At 66.4% G+C, this 17360-nt stretch carries 13 protein-coding genes and 1 tRNA gene; 8 read left to right on the forward strand and 6 right to left on the reverse strand.

The window, feature by feature from the left end:
• The first annotated feature begins 75 nt into the window (after positions 1 to 75).
• The 3 genes from cysD to cysC are packed head-to-tail and all read left to right on the forward strand — an operon-like array spanning position 76 to position 2802.
• Complete coding sequence (gene cysD / locus HUA76_RS22995; RefSeq protein ID WP_220137878.1) at positions 76 to 981, forward strand: sulfate adenylyltransferase subunit CysD; 906 nt, start codon at positions 76 to 78, stop codon at positions 979 to 981.
• Entirely contained in the window at positions 981 to 2237 is a 1257-nt protein-coding gene (locus HUA76_RS23000) for a GTP-binding protein (RefSeq protein WP_174462078.1), read from the forward strand. Before cysD ends, HUA76_RS23000 begins: the two co-directional genes overlap by 1 nt.
• A gap of 7 nt (positions 2238 to 2244) precedes the next feature.
• Positions 2245 to 2802: an adenylyl-sulfate kinase gene (cysC, locus tag HUA76_RS23005; protein WP_174462079.1), complete on the forward strand. Its 558-nt coding sequence runs from the start codon at positions 2245 to 2247 to the stop codon at positions 2800 to 2802.
• Here cysC and HUA76_RS23010 read toward each other — a convergent pair.
• A complete protein-coding gene (locus HUA76_RS23010; protein WP_141644535.1) occupies positions 2799 to 4385 on the reverse strand; it encodes an MBL fold metallo-hydrolase in 1587 nt (528 codons plus the stop codon). The two genes, cysC and HUA76_RS23010, sit on opposite strands and share 4 nt — an antisense overlap.
• Before the next feature lie 224 nt (positions 4386 to 4609).
• Here HUA76_RS23010 and HUA76_RS23015 point away from each other — a divergent pair, with 224 nt between their 5' ends.
• A complete protein-coding gene (locus tag HUA76_RS23015; RefSeq protein ID WP_174462080.1) occupies positions 4610 to 5818 on the forward strand; it encodes a PLP-dependent aminotransferase family protein in 1209 nt (402 codons plus the stop codon).
• Positions 5819 to 5879: 61 nt separating this feature from the next.
• Here HUA76_RS23015 and HUA76_RS23020 read toward each other — a convergent pair whose 3' ends face one another.
• Together HUA76_RS23020 and HUA76_RS23025 are read right to left on the reverse strand one after the other, a co-directional pair.
• Complete coding sequence (locus tag HUA76_RS23020) at positions 5880 to 8435, reverse strand: RCC1 repeat-containing protein (RefSeq protein ID WP_254614416.1); 2556 nt, start codon at positions 8433 to 8435, stop codon at positions 5880 to 5882.
• Between the two features lie 381 nt (positions 8436 to 8816).
• Positions 8817 to 9812 (reverse strand): peptidyl-prolyl cis-trans isomerase, encoded by a 996-nt coding sequence (locus HUA76_RS23025; RefSeq protein ID WP_174455311.1) that lies wholly within the window; start codon positions 9810 to 9812, stop codon positions 8817 to 8819.
• Between the two features lie 566 nt (positions 9813 to 10378).
• Between HUA76_RS23025 and HUA76_RS23030 the strand changes: the two genes are divergently transcribed.
• Both HUA76_RS23030 and HUA76_RS23035 read left to right on the forward strand, forming a co-directional pair.
• Positions 10379 to 11119: a hypothetical protein gene (locus HUA76_RS23030; RefSeq protein ID WP_174462081.1), complete on the forward strand. Its 741-nt coding sequence runs from the start codon at positions 10379 to 10381 to the stop codon at positions 11117 to 11119.
• A gap of 11 nt (positions 11120 to 11130) precedes the next feature.
• Entirely contained in the window at positions 11131 to 11493 is a 363-nt protein-coding gene (locus tag HUA76_RS23035; protein WP_174462082.1) for a hypothetical protein, read from the forward strand.
• Between the two features lie 679 nt (positions 11494 to 12172).
• Here the strand turns inward: HUA76_RS23035 and HUA76_RS23040 are convergent.
• From HUA76_RS23040 to HUA76_RS46480, 3 genes are all read right to left on the reverse strand, one after another.
• Positions 12173 to 12691, reverse strand: a complete 519-nt coding sequence (locus HUA76_RS23040) for a peptidylprolyl isomerase (RefSeq protein WP_256434490.1) — start codon at positions 12689 to 12691, stop codon at positions 12173 to 12175.
• A gap of 254 nt (positions 12692 to 12945) precedes the next feature.
• Positions 12946 to 13019 (reverse strand) — tRNA-Arg (locus HUA76_RS23045).
• 1037 nt (positions 13020 to 14056) lie between these two features.
• Positions 14057 to 16045 (reverse strand): VCBS repeat-containing protein, encoded by a 1989-nt coding sequence (locus HUA76_RS46480; RefSeq protein WP_174462084.1) that lies wholly within the window; start codon positions 16043 to 16045, stop codon positions 14057 to 14059.
• Here HUA76_RS46480 and HUA76_RS23055 point away from each other — a divergent pair.
• Both HUA76_RS23055 and HUA76_RS23060 read left to right on the forward strand, forming a co-directional pair.
• A complete protein-coding gene (locus tag HUA76_RS23055) occupies positions 16028 to 16468 on the forward strand; it encodes a hypothetical protein (RefSeq protein WP_174462085.1) in 441 nt (146 codons plus the stop codon). The genes HUA76_RS46480 and HUA76_RS23055 overlap by 18 nt on opposite strands.
• 349 nt (positions 16469 to 16817) lie before the next feature.
• Complete coding sequence (locus HUA76_RS23060) at positions 16818 to 17360, forward strand: TetR/AcrR family transcriptional regulator (RefSeq protein ID WP_174462086.1); 543 nt, start codon at positions 16818 to 16820, stop codon at positions 17358 to 17360.

Here is a 17360-nt window from a genome sequence, read left to right on the forward strand (position 1 = left end):
CTGGCTGCCTCTGCTCGGAATTCGTGAATGAGTGGACTGGCGGGACTCCTCGGAAGACGTGCTAGCGTTTTTCGCGTGAGCTACGAGCTGTCGCACCTGGACGCCCTGGAGGCGGAGTCCGTCTTCATCATCCGGGAAGTGGTCGCCGAACTGGACAGCCCGGTGTTGCTGTTCTCCGGCGGCAAGGACTCCGCGGTGATGTTGCACCTGGCGGTGAAGGCCTTCGCGCCCGCGCCGCTCCCGTTCCCGCTGATGCACGTGGACACCGGGCACAACTTCCCGGAGGTGCTCGAGTACCGCGACGCGCGCGTGGCGGAGCTGGGCGCGCGTCTGCTCGTGGCGTCCGTGCAGGAGGCCATCGACGGGGGCCGGGTGGCGGAGGAGAAGGGGCCGCGGGCCTCGCGCAACCGCGCGCAGACGGTGCCGTTGCTGGAGGCCATCGAGAAGCACCGCTTCAACGCCGTCTTCGGTGGTGCGCGCCGCGACGAGGAGAAGGCGCGCGCGAAGGAACGGGTGTTCTCGTTCCGCGACGAGTTCGGTCAGTGGGACCCGAAGAACCAGCGCCCGGAGCTGTGGAACCTCTACAACGGTCGCCACCGCCGGGGAGAGCACCTGCGCGTCTTCCCGCTGTCCAATTGGACGGAGCTGGACGTGTGGCAGTACATCGCGAGGGAGGGTGTGGCGCTGCCGTCCATCTACTTCAGCCACCGGCGCGAGGTGTTCCGCCGGGACGGCATGTTGATGGCGTGGTCTCCCTACCTGCCGCTGCTTCCGGGCGAGGAGGTCACCACGGCGCCGGTGCGCTTCCGCACGGTGGGGGACATGACCTGCACCGCGTGCGTGGAGTCCGGCGCCGTCACGGTGGCGGAGGTCATCACGGAAATTGTCGCCTCGCGAGTCACGGAGCGGGGCGCGAGCCGGGCGGATGACAAGTTCAGTGAGACGGCGATGGAAGACCGCAAGCGCGAGGGCTACTTCTAGTGGAACTGCTTCGATTCGCGACCGCGGGCTCCGTCGATGACGGGAAGAGCACCCTCATCGGCAGGCTGCTCCATGACACCCGCTCGATTCTGGAGGACCAGCTCGCCGCGGTGGAGCGCACCAGCCGCGCGCGAGGGGACGAGTACGTCAACCTGGCGCTCCTCCTGGATGGCCTGAAGGCCGAGCGCGAGCAGGGCATCACCATCGACGTGGCCTACCGGTACTTCGCCACGGCGCAGCGCAAGTTCATCATCGCGGACACGCCGGGGCACCTCCAGTACACGCGCAACATGGTGACGGGGGCCTCCACCGCGGACCTGGCGCTCATCCTCGTCGATGCGCGCAAGGGCGTGCTGGAGCAGACGCGGCGCCATGCGTTCCTGGCTTCGCTGCTGCGCGTGCCGCACCTGGTCCTCTGCGTGAACAAGATGGACCTGGTGGACTTCGACGTGGCGGTCTTCGAGCGCATCCGCGAGGAGTTCCGCCAGTTCTCCATGAAGCTGGACGTGGCGGACCTGTCGTTCATCCCCATCTCCGCGCTGGGCGGGGACAACGTGGTGACGCGCTCCGAGCGGATGCCCTGGTATCAGGGACCCACGCTGCTGCACCACCTGGAGAACGTGCACATCGCGTCGGACCGCAACCTCATCCACGTGCGCTTCCCCGTGCAGAGCGTCATCCGACCCATGTCCTCGAAGTTCCCCGACTACCGGGCGTACGCGGGGCAGGTGCTGGGCGGCGTGCTGCGGCCGGGCGACGAGGTGATGGCGCTCCCCTCCGGCTTCACCACGCGCATCCGCGAACTGGACCTGGCGGGGAAGGCCGTGGCTCAGGCGTTCCCGCCCATGTCGGTGAATGTCTCGCTGGCGGACGAGCTGGATATCAGCCGGGGCGACATGCTGTGCCGGCCGGGCAATCCGCCCATGGTGGGGCAGGACCTGGATGCGATGGTGTGCTGGCTGGCGGAGGGCGTGTCGCTCCAGCCGGGAGCCAGGTTCGCGCTCAAGCACACCACGCGCTCGGCGCGGGCCCAGGTGAAGCAGTTGCACTACCGGCTGGATGTCAACACGCTGAGCCGGGACGAGACGAGTCCCCGGCTGGCGCTCAACGAGATTGGCCGGGTGACCTTGCGCACCACGGTGCCGCTCTTCTTCGATGAGTATCGCCGCAACCGGCACACGGGCAGCTTCATCCTCATCGACGAAGGCACGAACGCGACGGTGGGTGCCGGGATGATCAACGGACCCGCGGTCTGAGGTGCGCATGAATCGGCAAGGCTCCGGATTCATTCTCTGGCTGACGGGCATGTCGGGCGCGGGCAAGAGCACGCTCTCGCGGGCGCTGCGCTCGCGGCTGGAGCCGTTGCGTCCGGTGGAGGTGATGGACGGTGACGAGGTGCGCACCTGGCTGACGCGCGGACTGGGCTTCTCGCGGGAGGACCGGGAGGAGAACGTCCGGCGCATCGGCCACGTGGCGCGCCTTCTGGCCCGGCACGGCGTCGGCGTCATCGTCGCCGCGATTTCGCCCTATCAGAGCTCGCGCGCGGAGGTGCGGCAGTTGGCCGCGGACGCGGGGCTGGCCTTCGTGGAGGTCTACATCGAGGCGCCGCTGGAGGCGCTCATCGCGCGCGACGTGAAGGGGCTCTACAAGAAGGCCCTCGCCGGTGAGCTGCCCCACTTCACCGGCGTGTCGGACCCGTACGAGGCTCCGGAGGCGCCCGAAGTCACCGTCCGCTCGAGCTCGGAGCCCTTGGAGGCGGGCCTTGAGCGCGTGCTGGCCGCGCTCCAGACCCGGGGACTCCTGGTGCCTCGCGCCGCCTAGAGCACGCGTTCCATGCGCACGTAGGGGCGCTCGGCCTGCATGCCCTTGGAGCGGCAGTGGTCGATGAACTTGTTCGACTCGATGAGCTGCGGGGTGGTCTCGTTGTAGACGAGGATCATCACGTGCCGCAGCCAGGGCTCCTGGCCCATGGCGTAGACGTAGACCTCCTTGGGCGTCAGGTGGTTGGTGATCTCCATGGCGCGGTTGCAGTCGGAGCCGTTGAGGCGCCGCGCCTGGTCCATCTTCCGGGGCAGCGGGTTGGACAGGAGCGGGCCGTACATCCAGCTCATCGGGCCGCCCTCGCACTCCATGCCGAGGAACAGGATGTCGATGGGGCCGATGATGTCGCGCAGGTGCTGGTACATGCGCGGCTCAATCGCGTTGGAGTCCGCCGCCATCAGGATGGACTTGCCACCCACGCGCACCAGGTGGGCCGTCTTGGCCTGGATGGCCAGGTCGCTGTGCTCGCCGAGGAAGGGCAGGCCGGTGATGGAGCCGCCGGGGATGGTGATCTCCTGGAGGTCGTCGATCTCCACCACGTTCTTGAAGCCCGTGTGGTGGAGCATCAGCCGCAGGGAGGGGTCCGCCAGCGAGTTGCCGTTGTTGCGCGGGACGATGATGGTGCCCACGCGGTGACGCAGCTGGAGGAGCGTCTCCATCATCAAGTGGTCCGCGTGGCCGTGGGTGAGGACCACGTAGTCCACGTGCTCGGGCAGGTCCGCGTGCGTGTAGCGCGGCAGGTCCGTGGGGAACTCGTAGCTGATGACGGGGTCGGTGAGGATGCTGACCTCCTTCGTCTCCAGCAGCACGCAGGCGTGGCCGAAGTAGCGCACCCGCACGCCCTCGCCGTCATAGCGAGGCGCCTTGCGAGGCACGGCGTCCGTGAAGAGGTCCGCGAACGCCGCGGCGGCCGAGGACGGCACGCCGAGCATCTCCGCCACCTGGCCCGGCGAGCCCGGGGTGTGACGCATGCGGAACAGCGCGTCCAGGCCCTCGTGGCGGTAGGGCACCTTGAGGTGCACCGGCATGTCCTCCTCGAGGCGCGGCGTGCTGAAGATGTACGGGCGCCAGTCGCCGTCCACCTGCATCAGCGTCACGCTCTGCGAGGACTCTTGATAGAAGCGGCTCTTGTACAGCAGCGGCTCGATGAAACGCGCGCTGGCGCGGTTGCTCAGGTCGTACGTGAGCTCCACGTAGCCGCGCAGCAGGTCCGGGACCTTGGGGTAGAGCGCTTCCAGCGAGCCGCCGTTGTTCGGCGCCATCAACTGCTCCAGCTCCGCCACCGCCTTGGTGTACGCGAGCATGTGCGCCTGGTCTCGCAGCGTCCGCTCGAGCAGCTCCTTCACCCGGGCCGCGCGCGCCGTGGGGTGGTTGATGAACGGGCCGCCCATCAACATCGGGTTCTTCAGCGCGGCCACGTGGACGTCGGGGTTGGCGACGAAGGACTGCATCAACTTCTGGTGCAGGTTCGTCACGAACAGCGGCGCGGTGGCGGGAGACAGCAGGTACCACCAGGCGTACCACTGGTTGTACAGTGGCTCGATCGCCACGTTGGGCTTGAGGTACATCGGTCGGTCCAGCATCGGTTCTCCAGGCGAGGTTTGATTATCTGGGAGGGCATGGAGACAGGGAAGCCCCTGATGACGTTCGCCTGCCTGCTGGACCTGTAAGGGTGGGCCCTGAGTCCACACCGCGAGTCTCTCCCTCTAACGGCTTTTAGCCCTCGCGGATTTCGCCTGCGCTACCATTACGTCGGACCTTCAAGAGTGCGCACGTTTTGTGCGTCAGCGTCCGGAGGCTTCTCCACGTGACGGCATCCTCGACTTCCTCTTCGGAGTTGCCGCTGGCGTCCTGGGCCCGGCGGCTGGCGCCCTCGGCCATCCAGGACATGCTGCAGATCATCACCCGGCCGGGCGTGTTCTCGCTTGCGTTGGGGCTGCCCGCCGCGGAGCTGTTTCCCACGGAGGGGATGGCGGAGGCGGCGGCGCGGGTGCTGGCGGAGCAGGTGGGGGCGTTGCAGTACTCGCCGACGCTGGAGCCCCTGCGCGAGCAGGTGGTGGCGCTGATGGCGAAGCGCGGGGTGCGCTGCTCGACGAGTCAGGTGTTCCTGACGACGGGGGCGCAGCAGGGGCTGAACCTCCTGACGCGGCTCTTGCTGGAGCCGGGGCAGACGGTGCTCCTGGAGGACCGGGTGTACTCGGGCTTCCAGCAGGTGTTGGATCCGTTCCAGGCGCGGCGGCTCACGGTGCGCAGGGATGCGCGGACGGGGTTGGACCTGGTGGACGGCCTGGCGTCGCTGCTCGCGTCAGGGGAGCGGCCGGCGTTCTTCTACACGATGAGTGACGGGCACAATCCGCTCGGGACGAGCCTCGCGATGGATGCGCGGGAGAGACTGGTGGGGCTGGCGCGGGAGTACCGCATGCCCATCATCGAGGACGATGCGTACGGCTTGCTCCACTACGAGGAGGGCGGGGCACTGCCTCCGCTGCGCTCGTTGGACGCGCAGTGGGTCTATTACGTCGGCTCGTTCTCGAAAATCCTGGCGCCGGCGCTGCGGGTGGGCTGGGTGGTGGTGCCGGAGTCGCTGGTCTTCCGGTTGGCGACGGTGAAGGAGTCGAGCGACATCGACACGGCGACCTTCACGCAGCGGATGGTGCTCTCGTTCCTCCAGTCGGGGAAGTTGGAGGCACACCTGACGCGGCTGCGAGGGGAGTACCGGCTGCGGCGGGACACGTTGCTGAGGGCGCTGGAGGCGCACCTGCCGGCCGGGGCCTCGTGGACGAAGCCCACGAGCGGGATGTTCGTCTGGGTGGAGTTGCCGGAGGGGAGCGACACCACGGTGTTGCTGGCCCGGGCGCTGGAGACGCAGCAGGTGGCGTTTCTTCCGGGGCAGGCTTTCGGCGTGAGCGGCGGGCGGTCGGCGTCACATGGGCTGCGATTGAACTTCTCGAATTGTGATCCAGCGCGCATCGAGGAGGCCGTGCGTCGGCTGGGCACGGTCCTTCGGGCGGCTTGAGTCTGGCTTTGGACGCGAAGGGAAGGGGCGGGTGCTTCGGAGGCCCCCTCCCTTCAGTCGCCTATGGCAGCGTGACCTGCCTCGGGTGGTGGACGTCGGCCGAGGTCCCGTCGCCAAGCTGACCCATGAGATTGTCGCCCCAGGTCCAGACGGTGCCGTCATCGCGGACGGCCAGGGAGTGGCGGTTGCCCGCGGCGATCTGGATGAGGTTGGAAATGCCGGCCACCTGGAGCGCGGTGAGTTGGTCTCCGGAGCTGGCGTCTCCGCGCTGGCCGTGGCTGTTGCTACCCGTGGCCAGGAGCGTCCCGTCCTCGCGCAGGGCCAGGGAATGCTCGCCGCCGCCGGCCAGGGCTCGGATGTGGGTCAGCCCGCTCATCCGATCCGCTATCCGTCCACCTGTGTCCCGTCCGGTGCCGAGCTGTCCCTGCTTGTTCCATCCCCAGGCCCAGGCGGTGCCATCCGTCCGCATGGCGAGCGAGTGGTCCCTGCCCGCGGCCACATCGAAGACGTTGGTCAACGCATACACCGGGAAGGGCACGTGGCGGTGGGTGTTCGTTCCATCGCCGAGCTGGCCGACGACGTTGAGGCCCCAGGCCCAAAGGGTGCCGTCATCGCGCAGGGCGAGTGAGTGGTACCCACCCGCGGCGATTCGGGTGACGTGGGTGAGGCCGGGCACCTGAACAGGCACGCTTCGGTCGGTGGTTGTTCCGTCGCCAAGCTGGCCGAAGAGGTTGCTGCCCCAGACCCAGACGGTGCCGTCTTCGCGCAGGGCGAGCGAATGTTTCATGCCCACGGCGATTCGGGTGACGTGGGTGAGGTTGGGTACCTGGATGGCTTTGCGGCTGATGACCGTTGTCCCATCGCCGAGTGTGCCGGAAGCATTGGTACCCCAGGCCCAGAGGGTGCCGTCGCCACGCAGGGCCAGTGAGTGCGTGTCGCCCACGGCGATGGCGACGATGTCGGTGAGTCCGGACACCTGCACCGGGGAGGGGCGCCGGAGGAAGGTCCCATCGCCAATCTGGCCGTTGTCGTTGTCACCCCATGCCCAGACGGAGCCATCCGCGCGCAGGGCCAGTGAGTGGTGGTCGTCCGAGGCGACGTGAAGCACACCTGTCAGCCCGGGGACCTGGGTGGGTGTATGGCGTCGAGGAGGCGCGCCCACGCCGAGGCGCCCGTCTCCGTTGTGGCCCCAGGCCCGCGGGGTGCCGTCAAGAAGGAGCGCGAGAGAGTGCTCCTTGCTGGCGGAGACGGAAACGACGCCGGTCAACTCCGGCACCTGGACGGGCGTGTGGCGGTCCACTGCCGTTCCGTCTCCCAGTTGACCGTAATAGTTTTCCCCCCACGCCCAGACCGTCCCGTCGTCACGCGTGGCCAGGGAGTGGCTGGTTCCCACTTCGAGGGTCGTCACACCTCTCAACCCGGTGACTTCCACGGGCTCGTTCCGGGAGATCTCCGTCCCATCTCCCAGGGCGCCTTTGTAATTGAAGCCCCATGCCCAGACGCTGCCGTTGGTGAGGAGGGCCATGGACCGGCCCAGGCCGCCGGAGAGGGCAACGACCGGCCCCAACCCCGCGATTCGCACGGGCGTGGAGCGGTCCGTGGTTGTTCCATCGCCGAGCTGGCCCAAGGCGTTGAAGCCCCACGCCCAGGCGGTACCGTCCGCGCGCACCGCCAGGGATTGCGAGGCTTTGCCGACGGCGACGCGGGTGACTCGATTCAGCCCCGATACCGGCACGGGCGACCTTCGGGTCGTGGTCGTTCCGTCGCCAAGCTGGCCGAAAGAGTTGCTACCCCATGTCCGGAGGGTGCCGTCCTCGCGGAGCGCGATGGAGTGATAGCTCCCCGCGGCGATGCTGATGACCCGGGTCAGCCCGAGCAGCTGTGTGGGCGTGGAACGGTCCGTGGTCGTTCCATCGCCGAGCTGGCCGCGGACGTTGTAGCCCCAGGCCCAGACAGTGCCGTCCTCGCGCAGGGCCAGCGAGTGGGACTCTCCCGCGGCCACGGCGGTGATGTTCGTCAATCCGGCCACCTGGACAGGGGTGTCGCGGTCGAGGGCGGTCCCATCGCCAAGCTGGCCGAAAGCGTTGCTACCCCATGCCCAGACGGTGCCATCCGCGCGCAAGGTCAGCGAGTGGCGAGCGCCCCCGGAGACCATGGGGCCTGTGCAGGGGTGGGCTGACAGCAGGAACGTCTGGGTGGTGGAGAGGTCGTCATCATCCGTCACGGTGGCGGTGACGGCGATGCGAGTCCCCGCGGGCAGACAGGGGGGCGCGGTCCACTTCACCTCGCTGATGTTGACTGTGTTGGTCGGAGTCCCGAGCGAGCCCGTGCTGGCCGTCCACGTATAGGTGAGCTGGGGCGTCTTGTCGTCCCGCGTGATGACTCGGAGGGAGACCACCTCTCCAGGCCTGGTGTTGACGGCGGACTGGGTGGTTTCGATGAGCGTGGGCGGCTCGAGAGGAGGGCCAGCATCGGGTGGGCCCGCGTCTGGGGCGCAGCTCGCGGGGGTTGTCGTACAATCGTCGGTGGGCTCCGGGTTGGAGGAGCAGCCGGCGCCGAGGGTCAGCAACGCCGAGGCCAGCAGGAGTGGGAGGGCGAAACGACTGTGTCGCTGCATGGGCATTTCAATCCTTGCGAAGATTCGAGGGACTGAAGGGCTGCGGACGGTGTTCGGCACGCGGGCGCTGGCAATCGCAGCCTACTTCATGCCGGGTTCACATGAAGTGAACGAGGGGCCGACTCCGGGCCACCTGTGCACCCAGCGTGCCCCGCCTGCTCCCACGAAGAGGAGTCACTCGAGAATGCAGGGGTGTGCACGCCCATGTATGCCCAATGACGCACGTGTATAGGGGGCTGCACAGCTGGCCCTCCGCACCACACGCGGGTCCTTGGCGGGGTCGTGATGTCTGTGATGCCTTCTGTCGCGATCAGGTCGGGCTCGCGAGCCGGCGCGAACCGCTGAGGCGGTACGCCGGCTCGGTGTGTCGCAGCGAGCCGCCTACGGGTGAGGCTGGGACGTCGGAGCAGGGGCTGCGGGCTTGTTCTCCGCGCCTTCGATCTTCAACTGCTCGAGGGCGTCTTCCTTCACCTCGATCTTCGCCTGGGCCTTCAGTCCGTCGATGAAGCCCTCCATCGCCTTGGAGCGGCGCTCGCCCGTCAGGCGCGCCTCGATGCGCGGCTTCGCCTGCTCGAAGGTCTGGTTCATCCCGACCTGCCGGCTCTGGAACTTCACCAGGTGGAAGCCTTTGTCGGTCTCCACGACCTGGCCAATCTCAGACGACGACTTCAGACCGAACGCCGCATCCGCCAGCGCGGCGCCCCAGGCCTGGGTCAGCTCCTCCCGGCTGCGGAAGCCCAGGTCGCCCCCGGCGGCCTTGGTGGCGGAATCCTGGGACTGCTGTGTGGCCGCCATTTCGAAGGCGCTCTTGATGGGGCCGGCTTCCTTTGTCTTCAGGTCCGCGAGCAGCTTCACCACGGTGGTGCGCGCCTGCGTGCGCTTCGCGGCGTCAGCCGGCGGCGCCTCCAGGAAGATGTGGCTCACCCGGACGCGCTCGGGCTTCACGAACTCGGAGGTGTGCTCGTCGAAGTACTTGCGCAGCTCCGGCTCGGAAATCGTCCCGGCGGCGGCCTCCTGCTGCTTTCGCAGCAGCTTCTGCACCATCACCTTCTCCAGCGTCGCCTTGATCTCCGGGTCCTTTTCCAGCCCCTGCTTGCGAGCTTCCTGCACCAGCAGCTCGAAGCGGATGAGGTTGTCCAGGAACTCCTTCTTCTTCTCCAGTGTGGCGTAGCGGCTGCGCACGAACAGTGGCTGCTCGTCCAGCTTCGCCTTCACCTCCTGGGTCGACAGGGAGCGGCCATTGACGACCGCGACCGCGGGGCCCGTGTCCTTGGCGCTCTGTTCCGCTGGGGGGGCGCTGCCACCGCCACAGGCGGAGAGGGCGAGGACGGCGACGATGGCGGACAGGACTCGGGTTCGGACGGAGGGCGTGTGCATGGGCGGACTCGACCAGCGTATATCCAACAGGGCGGGAGGTGCGAACCCCGTTGTTCCGAGTGAGCATCCAAGCGCGCCCATGCCCTGATGGCCCCGTGTGCCAGCCAGGCGCGGCTCTCCCTGGTGTGATGACGGCCACCACGATGGAACGTCCTGCCCGCAGTCACGGCTCCTTGGGTTGTTGTGGCGAACAGGCGCGAGCAAATGCCCGCTCGGGGGTCCACTGGCAGGGGCTCAGGAACCCACCCAGACTGACCACCAGACTCACGATGCCCAGGGCAATCCAGAGGAGGAGGACGCGTTGGGTCGCGAGGCGTGACAACGGCAGGGGGATGAACATCCGGGGTCCTCTCCTCTCGCGAACAGGGTGTGTCCGGTAGGAGAGCAGGGTGGAGGGAGCCACCCGGGCAGGTCCATCCCAGGAATGTGGGGTCTTCGAGGGGGATGCCGGTCAGGGCGTGGGGCCGGGGAGAACTCAAGGGGACACGGAACGTGCGGGCGGCCCTGGGCGTCTTGTGGGGGATCGGGCGAGACTCCTCGCCCATCCCCTCCGTCTGGAGAATTGAATGGGACTCGCCGAACGCAAGGCCGCGAAGCAGTTCGAGGAGACGCACTACCCGAAGATAAAGAAGGACCTTGAGGCCGCCGCGCGCTTCGAGGTGCCCATCGAGGTCGACTGGGCCAGTCTCACGGCGGAGGGTTATGCGGACCTCTACGCGGAGGCGTGGCCCCAGGTTTACTTCAGGCCGCTCATCGGTGCGTTGGCGGCCCTGGGCCAGGACGACCTGGGCCGGGAGTTCCTGCGAGGCGCGCTCAAGCGCATCGTCATCCGCAATTCGTCGAGCAACTCCTCTTCGTCCAGCATCGCCACGTTTCAGGACGGGGTGCTCACGTTGGACCACGAGCCCGTCACGAATGTGGACCAGGTGGAGGACCGCAAGGAGTCCATCCGGAGGACGATCGAGGCCGCCCCGGAGCTGCCGAACCCGTACACGGGTGACTCCCTGCGTGCCTTTCTGGATGCGGATGCCAAGGGGCTGGACGCCGTGCTCCAGGTGTTGCTGCGCATCAGCGGGCGGCAGCGTTCGGGGATTCCCCTGCTGCTGCCCCGCGCGACGTTGTCCCTGCGCAGTGGCCGCGCCGTCACTGGCATCGTCCGAGAGATGCTGGAGGACCGTCGCGAGGGCCGCGCCATCCTGCTCCTCATCCCCCGCGAGAGCGGCTACCCCAAGAGGACGCGGTCATCATCCCCGTGGGCACCATCGAGACCGTCACGGTCCACGATGTCGCGTCGTTCGGTGAGCTGAAGCGCGATGCCGTGCCTGTTCCTTCACTGCTCGAGCTTCGTCGTCAGCTCGGCGCGCTGGAATCCCGCTTTCGAGCCGTCACGGAGTCTCCGCTGACGCTGGCGCTGGCCCCCGGAGTCAATCCCGCGAGCGCCGAGGAGCTGCGCGCGCTCGGCTTCCTCGTGGCGCGTGTACATGAGGTGCTGGAGTCCCTCCAGAAGGACGATATCGGCCGCACCGCGCTGAGGGAGAAGGTGAAGCGCATCCAGTTGCGTACGGACCTTCACGCCGCCGTCACCGTCTCGAGTGGGACGCTGGAACTGGTGGCGGGCCTGCGTCCCGTGAGCTGGCAGACGCGCGAAGAGCTGGAGCAGACGCTCCAGGCCGCGCTGTAGCGCCCACGTCACGAGCGATGCCTTCGCCTCCCCAGCGCGGACCCCACTGTAGGGGCTCGCGCACGGGTGAGGCACTTGCCGCGGAGTGAGAGTCCCCTGCTGGCGGTGACGCGGAGTTTCCGTGCTGGTGTGACACGAGCCTGATGCTGAACTGGCTGAGCTTGATGCGTCGGGGCTGCCATCGAATGAGGTGTGCACGACTGAGTCGCGATATACTGCGGCCCACGGACTTGATGGTGAATTGCGCGAGTTTGCCAGGAGGAGGGGAATTCAGTGGGAGCTGTGGATGGGGGCTCTGGCGAGATTGTCTCCGTGGAGGGGCTCTCCGCGACTCGCGGTGACTTCATCATACTGGCGAACCTGCGAATACCGCGCATTGCGTTCTGTGAACTGAGTGAGGCGGAGTATGCGTATTTACTGGTTGTATGTTTGTGACTTCGGCCATGCCTGGCACATCGAGCGGGATGACGAAATTGTTCCGAACTTCGCGGAGCAGATCTGCTCCAAGGGGCATCCGGCGGTTACGGGGTCTCGTCATGTCGCGATGGACCTGGTGGAGATACGATTCAGGCCAGCGGGTCGAGTAGTTGATCCGTATAGGCCCCCCGGAAAGCAGAACGCGTACGAGAAAGATTTCCATCTGGTGCTCACGGCAGTCGGGGGCACGGAGGAAGTTGTCTCACAGCAATTGTATAAGTGGCGCGAGGTGCTTGCACTTGCTGAGCGATTTCAGGGAAGGCCCGTGGAGGAGTGTTTCCGGCGAATGAGGGAGAGTGGGCTCTGACTTATGCCGGTGTTGTTTCAGCGTTGCTGGCGAGTGTCGACAGTTATGTGTGTGGGTGATGTCATGGGAGATGGGAATGGAAAGCGACTTCCTGCTGCCCCGTCCCGACCTGCGGCTCTGGAGCTTCACCAGATGGACGCCCTTGTCGGTCTCCACGACCTGACCAATCTCAGACGACGACTGCAGACCGAGCGCCGTCTCCGCCAGCGCGGCGCCCCAGGCCTGGGTCAGCTTCTCCCGACTGTGGGAACCCCAGGTCTTCCCTGCGGCCTTGGAGGCCGCGGCCTGCGACTGCTGCGAGGCCGCCAGTTTGAACGCGCTCTTGATGGGGCCGGCTTCCGTCGCCTTCAGGTCCGACAGCAGCTTCACCACCAAGGCCCGTGCCTGGGGCCGCTTCGCTGAGTCCGCCTGCAGTGCCTTCTATGGGGGGCTGTACCTCGACTCGGGCCGCACCGCCCCGTTGTCCGGCACTGTGATCGCGGGGTGATGGCCGTCGAGGCAGGGCCCGCTGAGGGATGGGTAGCCCCGCTTCCACGGGAACTGGCCGGTCGGACTACCCGGGGGGCTTCAGCGTCGCAGCGCCACAAGGACGCCACGCCGGCGCGTCAGGCACTGTCCGCGACAGGTGCTGCGAGCGGAACCCCTTGGAAAATCAAGGGGTTCCGCTATGACCCCGACAGGAATCGAACCTGTGGCCTGCGGTTTAGGAAACCGCCGCTCTATCCAACTGAGCTACGAGGTCGGACGGCTAAAGCTGCGGAACTACTTGTACTTTCTGATGAAGGGCCGCCACCTTCGACGAGTCCTTCACCCCGGTCCGTAAGCAGTACGTAACCGGCCAGCGCGTTATAGCAGGCGGCTGGAGGCGTGCAACGAGAGTGAGGCCCTGGCCGAGCTGCCACTCTCCGAGCGGCGCCCCTGACGCCTATCCGACAAAGGGGGAGGCAGCCGACGCGGTCTGCTCAGCGGGGACCAGGTGGCCCGCTTCCTCGCCTCAAGGCCGAGGGACGCAGCGGGCGCCACCACCGCCCTGCGCAATGGCAAGAGGCGCGCTGGGGGTGAAGCCTCCGCGTGCGGCACGTGAACCCTCCGGTGCTACCGTCCCTGTTCCAATCACATCGGCTGGCCAGGGAAGGCGCAGGACCTTGCTGAGTGACGGAGGTCTTGTATGCGTCGTGCTGATGCACGAGGGCCTTCGATCTCCCCTCTGTGATGCCGCCTTGAAACAACTGTCCATCCCAGCGTGAGAGGTTTCTGCCCGAGGATGGCGGAAACGCATGCTGGATCACGAAGTTTCATGGAGGCCCATCAGAATCCTGAGCCGCCACTTCGTTGGGGCAAACAAGGGCGGGTCTGAAACCGGTGGCAGGTATGCAATGGTACGTGGATTGCTTGTTGGGGGCGACTCTTCACGAGAATGGAGTCGTGCGGATGTTCTGGAAAAGAATGGTTGTCATTCTGGGAATCGGTGTCGGGGCGGTGGCTTGTGGTGATAGCGACAACGAGGGTGGAGGGGATCCGTTGACGCCCGAGGAGTGTCTCGCGAAGGGAGGGAGTCCACGGGGAGATCCGGGAGATGGAAGCACCCACAGGGACGGGTGTCCTCTGGGGCAGCGGTTGCTCGGAGACCTCGTGTTCGGCGAAGAGGGAGGCATCTGCTGCAAGTAGTCGCCACCCAGATGTTCAGCCGCCCATATCCCGTGGGGGCGACTGCTCGGGACCTGGATGGCCCAGGTCCCGAGTGCGTCATGGCTCATTCTCGCGAGCCATGTCCGCCTGTCATTGCTGCCATTCCCTTCCCATGGGCAGCTCTCCGGTCCGTACCCCGGCTCTGCTTCGTGTGCTCGTGATCTGCGAGCCCGAGAAGGTGATGGTGTAGTACCCGCCCGCTGCTGGACTGCTCGTGCGAGGCGTGTAGACCGCGATGTCTGTCTTGCTGTCTCCGTCGTAGTCGCCCGTCACGGGAACATCGCCGACCCCGCCGAGGAACTTCACGTAGGACGTCCCCGTCGAGCTGTGGACGTAGGTGAAATAACCGCCGCCGTCGTTCGTGGGCCAGCGGGGCGTGTAGAGGGCCAGGTCGCTTCGGCCATCGCCGTCGTAGTCCCCGACGACAGGAATGTCTCCGACCTGTCCCATCGTGTCCCAATCCCAGGCGTTCTCCGCGGGCTTCCACACCGTGAACCATCCACCCCAGCCCGTACCTGCTTTATGCTTATACATGGCGAAGTTATCGAGGCCGTCGCCGTCGAAGTCTCCGACGATGGGCGTGTCGTCGGGCTCGCCCATTAGGAAGGTCTGCGGGAGACCATCCAGACTCGAGAGCCACCGGAACTCTCCATAGTACAGCCCGGAAGGGGTACTCTTAGGGGCGGTGAAGTGATGGTACACGGCGATGTCCGTGGTCCCATCGCCGTCGTAGTCAGCGGCGATGGGGATGTCGCCCTGCTCCCCATAATCGAACCAGCTCCAGTGCTGCCCCCGGCTCCGCCACACCGTGAAGAACCCCGCAGCGTTGGAGTTCTCGGCGGGAGTGTACACCGCGAAGTCCGTGAGGCCGTCTCCGTCGTAGTCGCCAGTGAGCGAGATGTCCCCCGGGAGACCTCCTGGGAAGCGCATCGGCCGGGGAAGCGAGCTGGCCTGGACAGTGAGAAGCCCTGTCTGCGGCATGGCGGGTGACTCCCAGTACCAGGTGAAGTCCGACTTCCCATCCCCATCGAAGTCATCCTTCCGCCCATAGATGGGCGCGTCCGTGTAGACATGGACCTCCCAGGGGCCGAACGTGTCGGTCCATCCACCCTGGCTGGAGTTGTAGAGGATGCTGCTGCGCTGCTCGAAGAGGGGGCGAGCCGGCGAAGTTCCATTCCAGGCAACCGGAGTGATGGGGCCGGTCACCGCCGTGGGCGTGCGGTTGGCGACGATGAGGATGTTGTGCTGTCCGATGGTGCTTCGGATGCCCTCGAGCTGTCCGGCGCCGGCATCGGGCGCGAAGCCCCCAAGGGCATACGTTTCGTCCGAGAGCAGCGCGGGCTCCAGGATGCGCAGCTGCGAGGCGACCTTCTTGATGTCCCACCAGAGCTGAGAGTCTTGCTCGATGTTTTCCGTTCCCCACCAGAAGATGCCGCGAGCCTCATGGATGATGGAGGAGTACGCCATGAAGCGTGTCTCCGTGTAGTTGGGTCTGCGGCCTATTGTCGGTCCCATGTGAGAGCTGCAGCACTCGGCATAGCCCTGTCCCTGAAGCACTATCAATATGGGGCCCGCGGGGGAGTAGGGTGCCACGAAGTTGTCGTCATGGAGCACCTTCATGGCTTCGATGCTCTCCGCCGGGTGATTGAGGGGGGCCAGGGGGAATGGTGGAGAACCGCCGCCGGGCAGGAGGGAGATGGGGTACCTGTCCTGTCCCCACGCGTTCGCCGCGGCCCTCCATTTCCGGTACTCCGATGCGGGGAAGCCGGGGATGCCTTCCCAAGCCGCAACGCCCTCCGCATCATTGGCGGCGATCTCCGTGTAGTAGACCGGGTGGGCCGGGTCTCTCTCGTTGACGAACGCGCGGAAGCTCGTGGCCTCCTCCACGGTGGGGATTCGAGCACGATTGGTGTCTGTCTTGGGCCCGTCAATGGCCCCGCCATCCCATACGATCTGTCCTCCTCCATCCTTGTTCCAGCCCATCTCGTCCATGGAGTCATAGCCGAGGAGTGCCGACTTGGCCTTCAGCTCCTGGATCTTGAGGTCGAGGTCGCTGCCGATATGGTGCTGATCGGCCACCTCTCGCACCCAGTGGAGCTCACTTTCCCACTCTCCTCGGTGACTCCAGTTCCAGGCCTTGGCGAGGGCGTGGACGCCGCGCAACTCCAGCTTGTCAAGGTCGGCTGCCGTCAGATCCTGCATGTCCAGGATCAAGGTATTGAATCCCACGCGCCCCAGTTCATCCAGCGCGACCTCTGTCTTGTCGATGTTTGGGAAATCCTCCGAATCACCCGCATCCGCGGTGACTCGATCAGGATAGTCGAAGGCGCCAATCACGAAGAATCGCTTGCCTTCGTGAATCCAGAAGGGTGCTCGATCAGTGGGCCCAGGAACTTCGGTAGGGTTGCAGATCGGCCGTGGGTCCAAGGGGCCGCAATCCGGATCAGCGAAAGAGATCTGCGGCACGATCAGACCCAGCGCGGCGACGGTGACCGCCAGTAGCAGTCTGCGTCTTTGGGGTGATTCAGGAGGAGCTGATTTCATGGAGGAGTGTCATACACATCGCGAGCTTCTCCGTCGATAATCTCCGCCAGCGCGAGAGCCATTCCTTTCCGTGTGGACCAGCGTCGAGGGCGGGAAGGAGGGGCTCGGGTGTCTGAGATTGCCAGCGGGCCTCACGGGAGCCTTCTCCGGCCGGATGGAACGACCTGGGCCGCCGGGCTGCTGGATGCCTGCTCGACTGCTTCGGGCCCGAGAAGGGTCCTCGCTCGGGAACAAATTGGCCCCGGACAATGTCGATATGTACGAACGTACACATGGAGGGTATCTTCCCCCAGAGCCAGGAGCCCCCATGGCGACTCGCCGAAACGACCCCGACCGACGCGACCGCATCATCGACGCCGCGCTCGCCGTCATCGCGGAGGGCGGAGTGGCGGGCACTTCGCACCGGCGCGTCGCGGACCGGGCCGGGGTGCCTCTCGGCTCGATGACCTACCACTTCACGAGCATGGACGAGCTGCTGCGTGAGGCCTTCACCCGCTTCGCCGAGCGTGTCAGCGAGCGCTTCACTGCGCGACTCTCGGCGGTCGCTTCTCGTGACGAGCTCGCCACGGCCATCGTCGATCTGGTTCACAAGGACCTCGTGGCCGGTCCCGACGACCTGGTGCTCACGCTCGAGCTCTACACCCTCGCGGCCCGGAAGCCCGCCTTCCGGAAGATCACCCACGACTGGATGCGCCGCAGCCGCGCGGTGCTCGAACAGCACGTCGACGCGCGAACCGCCCACAAGCTCGACGCCTTGATTGAAGGGCTGTTCATCCACGTCAGCCTCGACCCGACACCGCACGGCCGCGACGTCACTCGCGACGCCGTGCTCCAATTCCTCTCATCCTAG

Origin of the sequence: Myxococcus sp. CA056 (genome assembly GCF_013336715.1) — a bacterium.
In the GTDB taxonomy this organism is placed as follows: domain Bacteria; phylum Myxococcota; class Myxococcia; order Myxococcales; family Myxococcaceae; genus Myxococcus; species Myxococcus llanfairpwllgwyngyllgogerychwyrndrobwllllantysiliogogogochensis.

Bases quoted from the DNA above. Each gene is read 5' to 3' on its own strand.
- cysC (WP_174462079.1), top strand. From the start codon at position 2,245: ATGAATCGGCAAGGCTCCGGATTCATTCTCTGGCTGACGGGCATGTCG.
- HUA76_RS23010 (WP_141644535.1), bottom strand. From the start codon at position 4,385: ATGCTGGACCGACCGATGTACCTCAAGCCCAACGTGGCGATCGAGCCA.
- HUA76_RS23020 (WP_254614416.1), bottom strand. From the start codon at position 8,435: ATGCAGCGACACAGTCGTTTCGCCCTCCCACTCCTGCTGGCCTCGGCG.
- HUA76_RS23025 (WP_174455311.1), bottom strand. From the start codon at position 9,812: ATGCACACGCCCTCCGTCCGAACCCGAGTCCTGTCCGCCATCGTCGCC.
- HUA76_RS23030 (WP_174462081.1), top strand. From the start codon at position 10,379: ATGGGACTCGCCGAACGCAAGGCCGCGAAGCAGTTCGAGGAGACGCAC.
- HUA76_RS23055 (WP_174462085.1), top strand. From the start codon at position 16,028: ATGGTGCTGATCGGCCACCTCTCGCACCCAGTGGAGCTCACTTTCCCA.
- HUA76_RS23060 (WP_174462086.1), top strand. From the start codon at position 16,818: ATGGCGACTCGCCGAAACGACCCCGACCGACGCGACCGCATCATCGAC.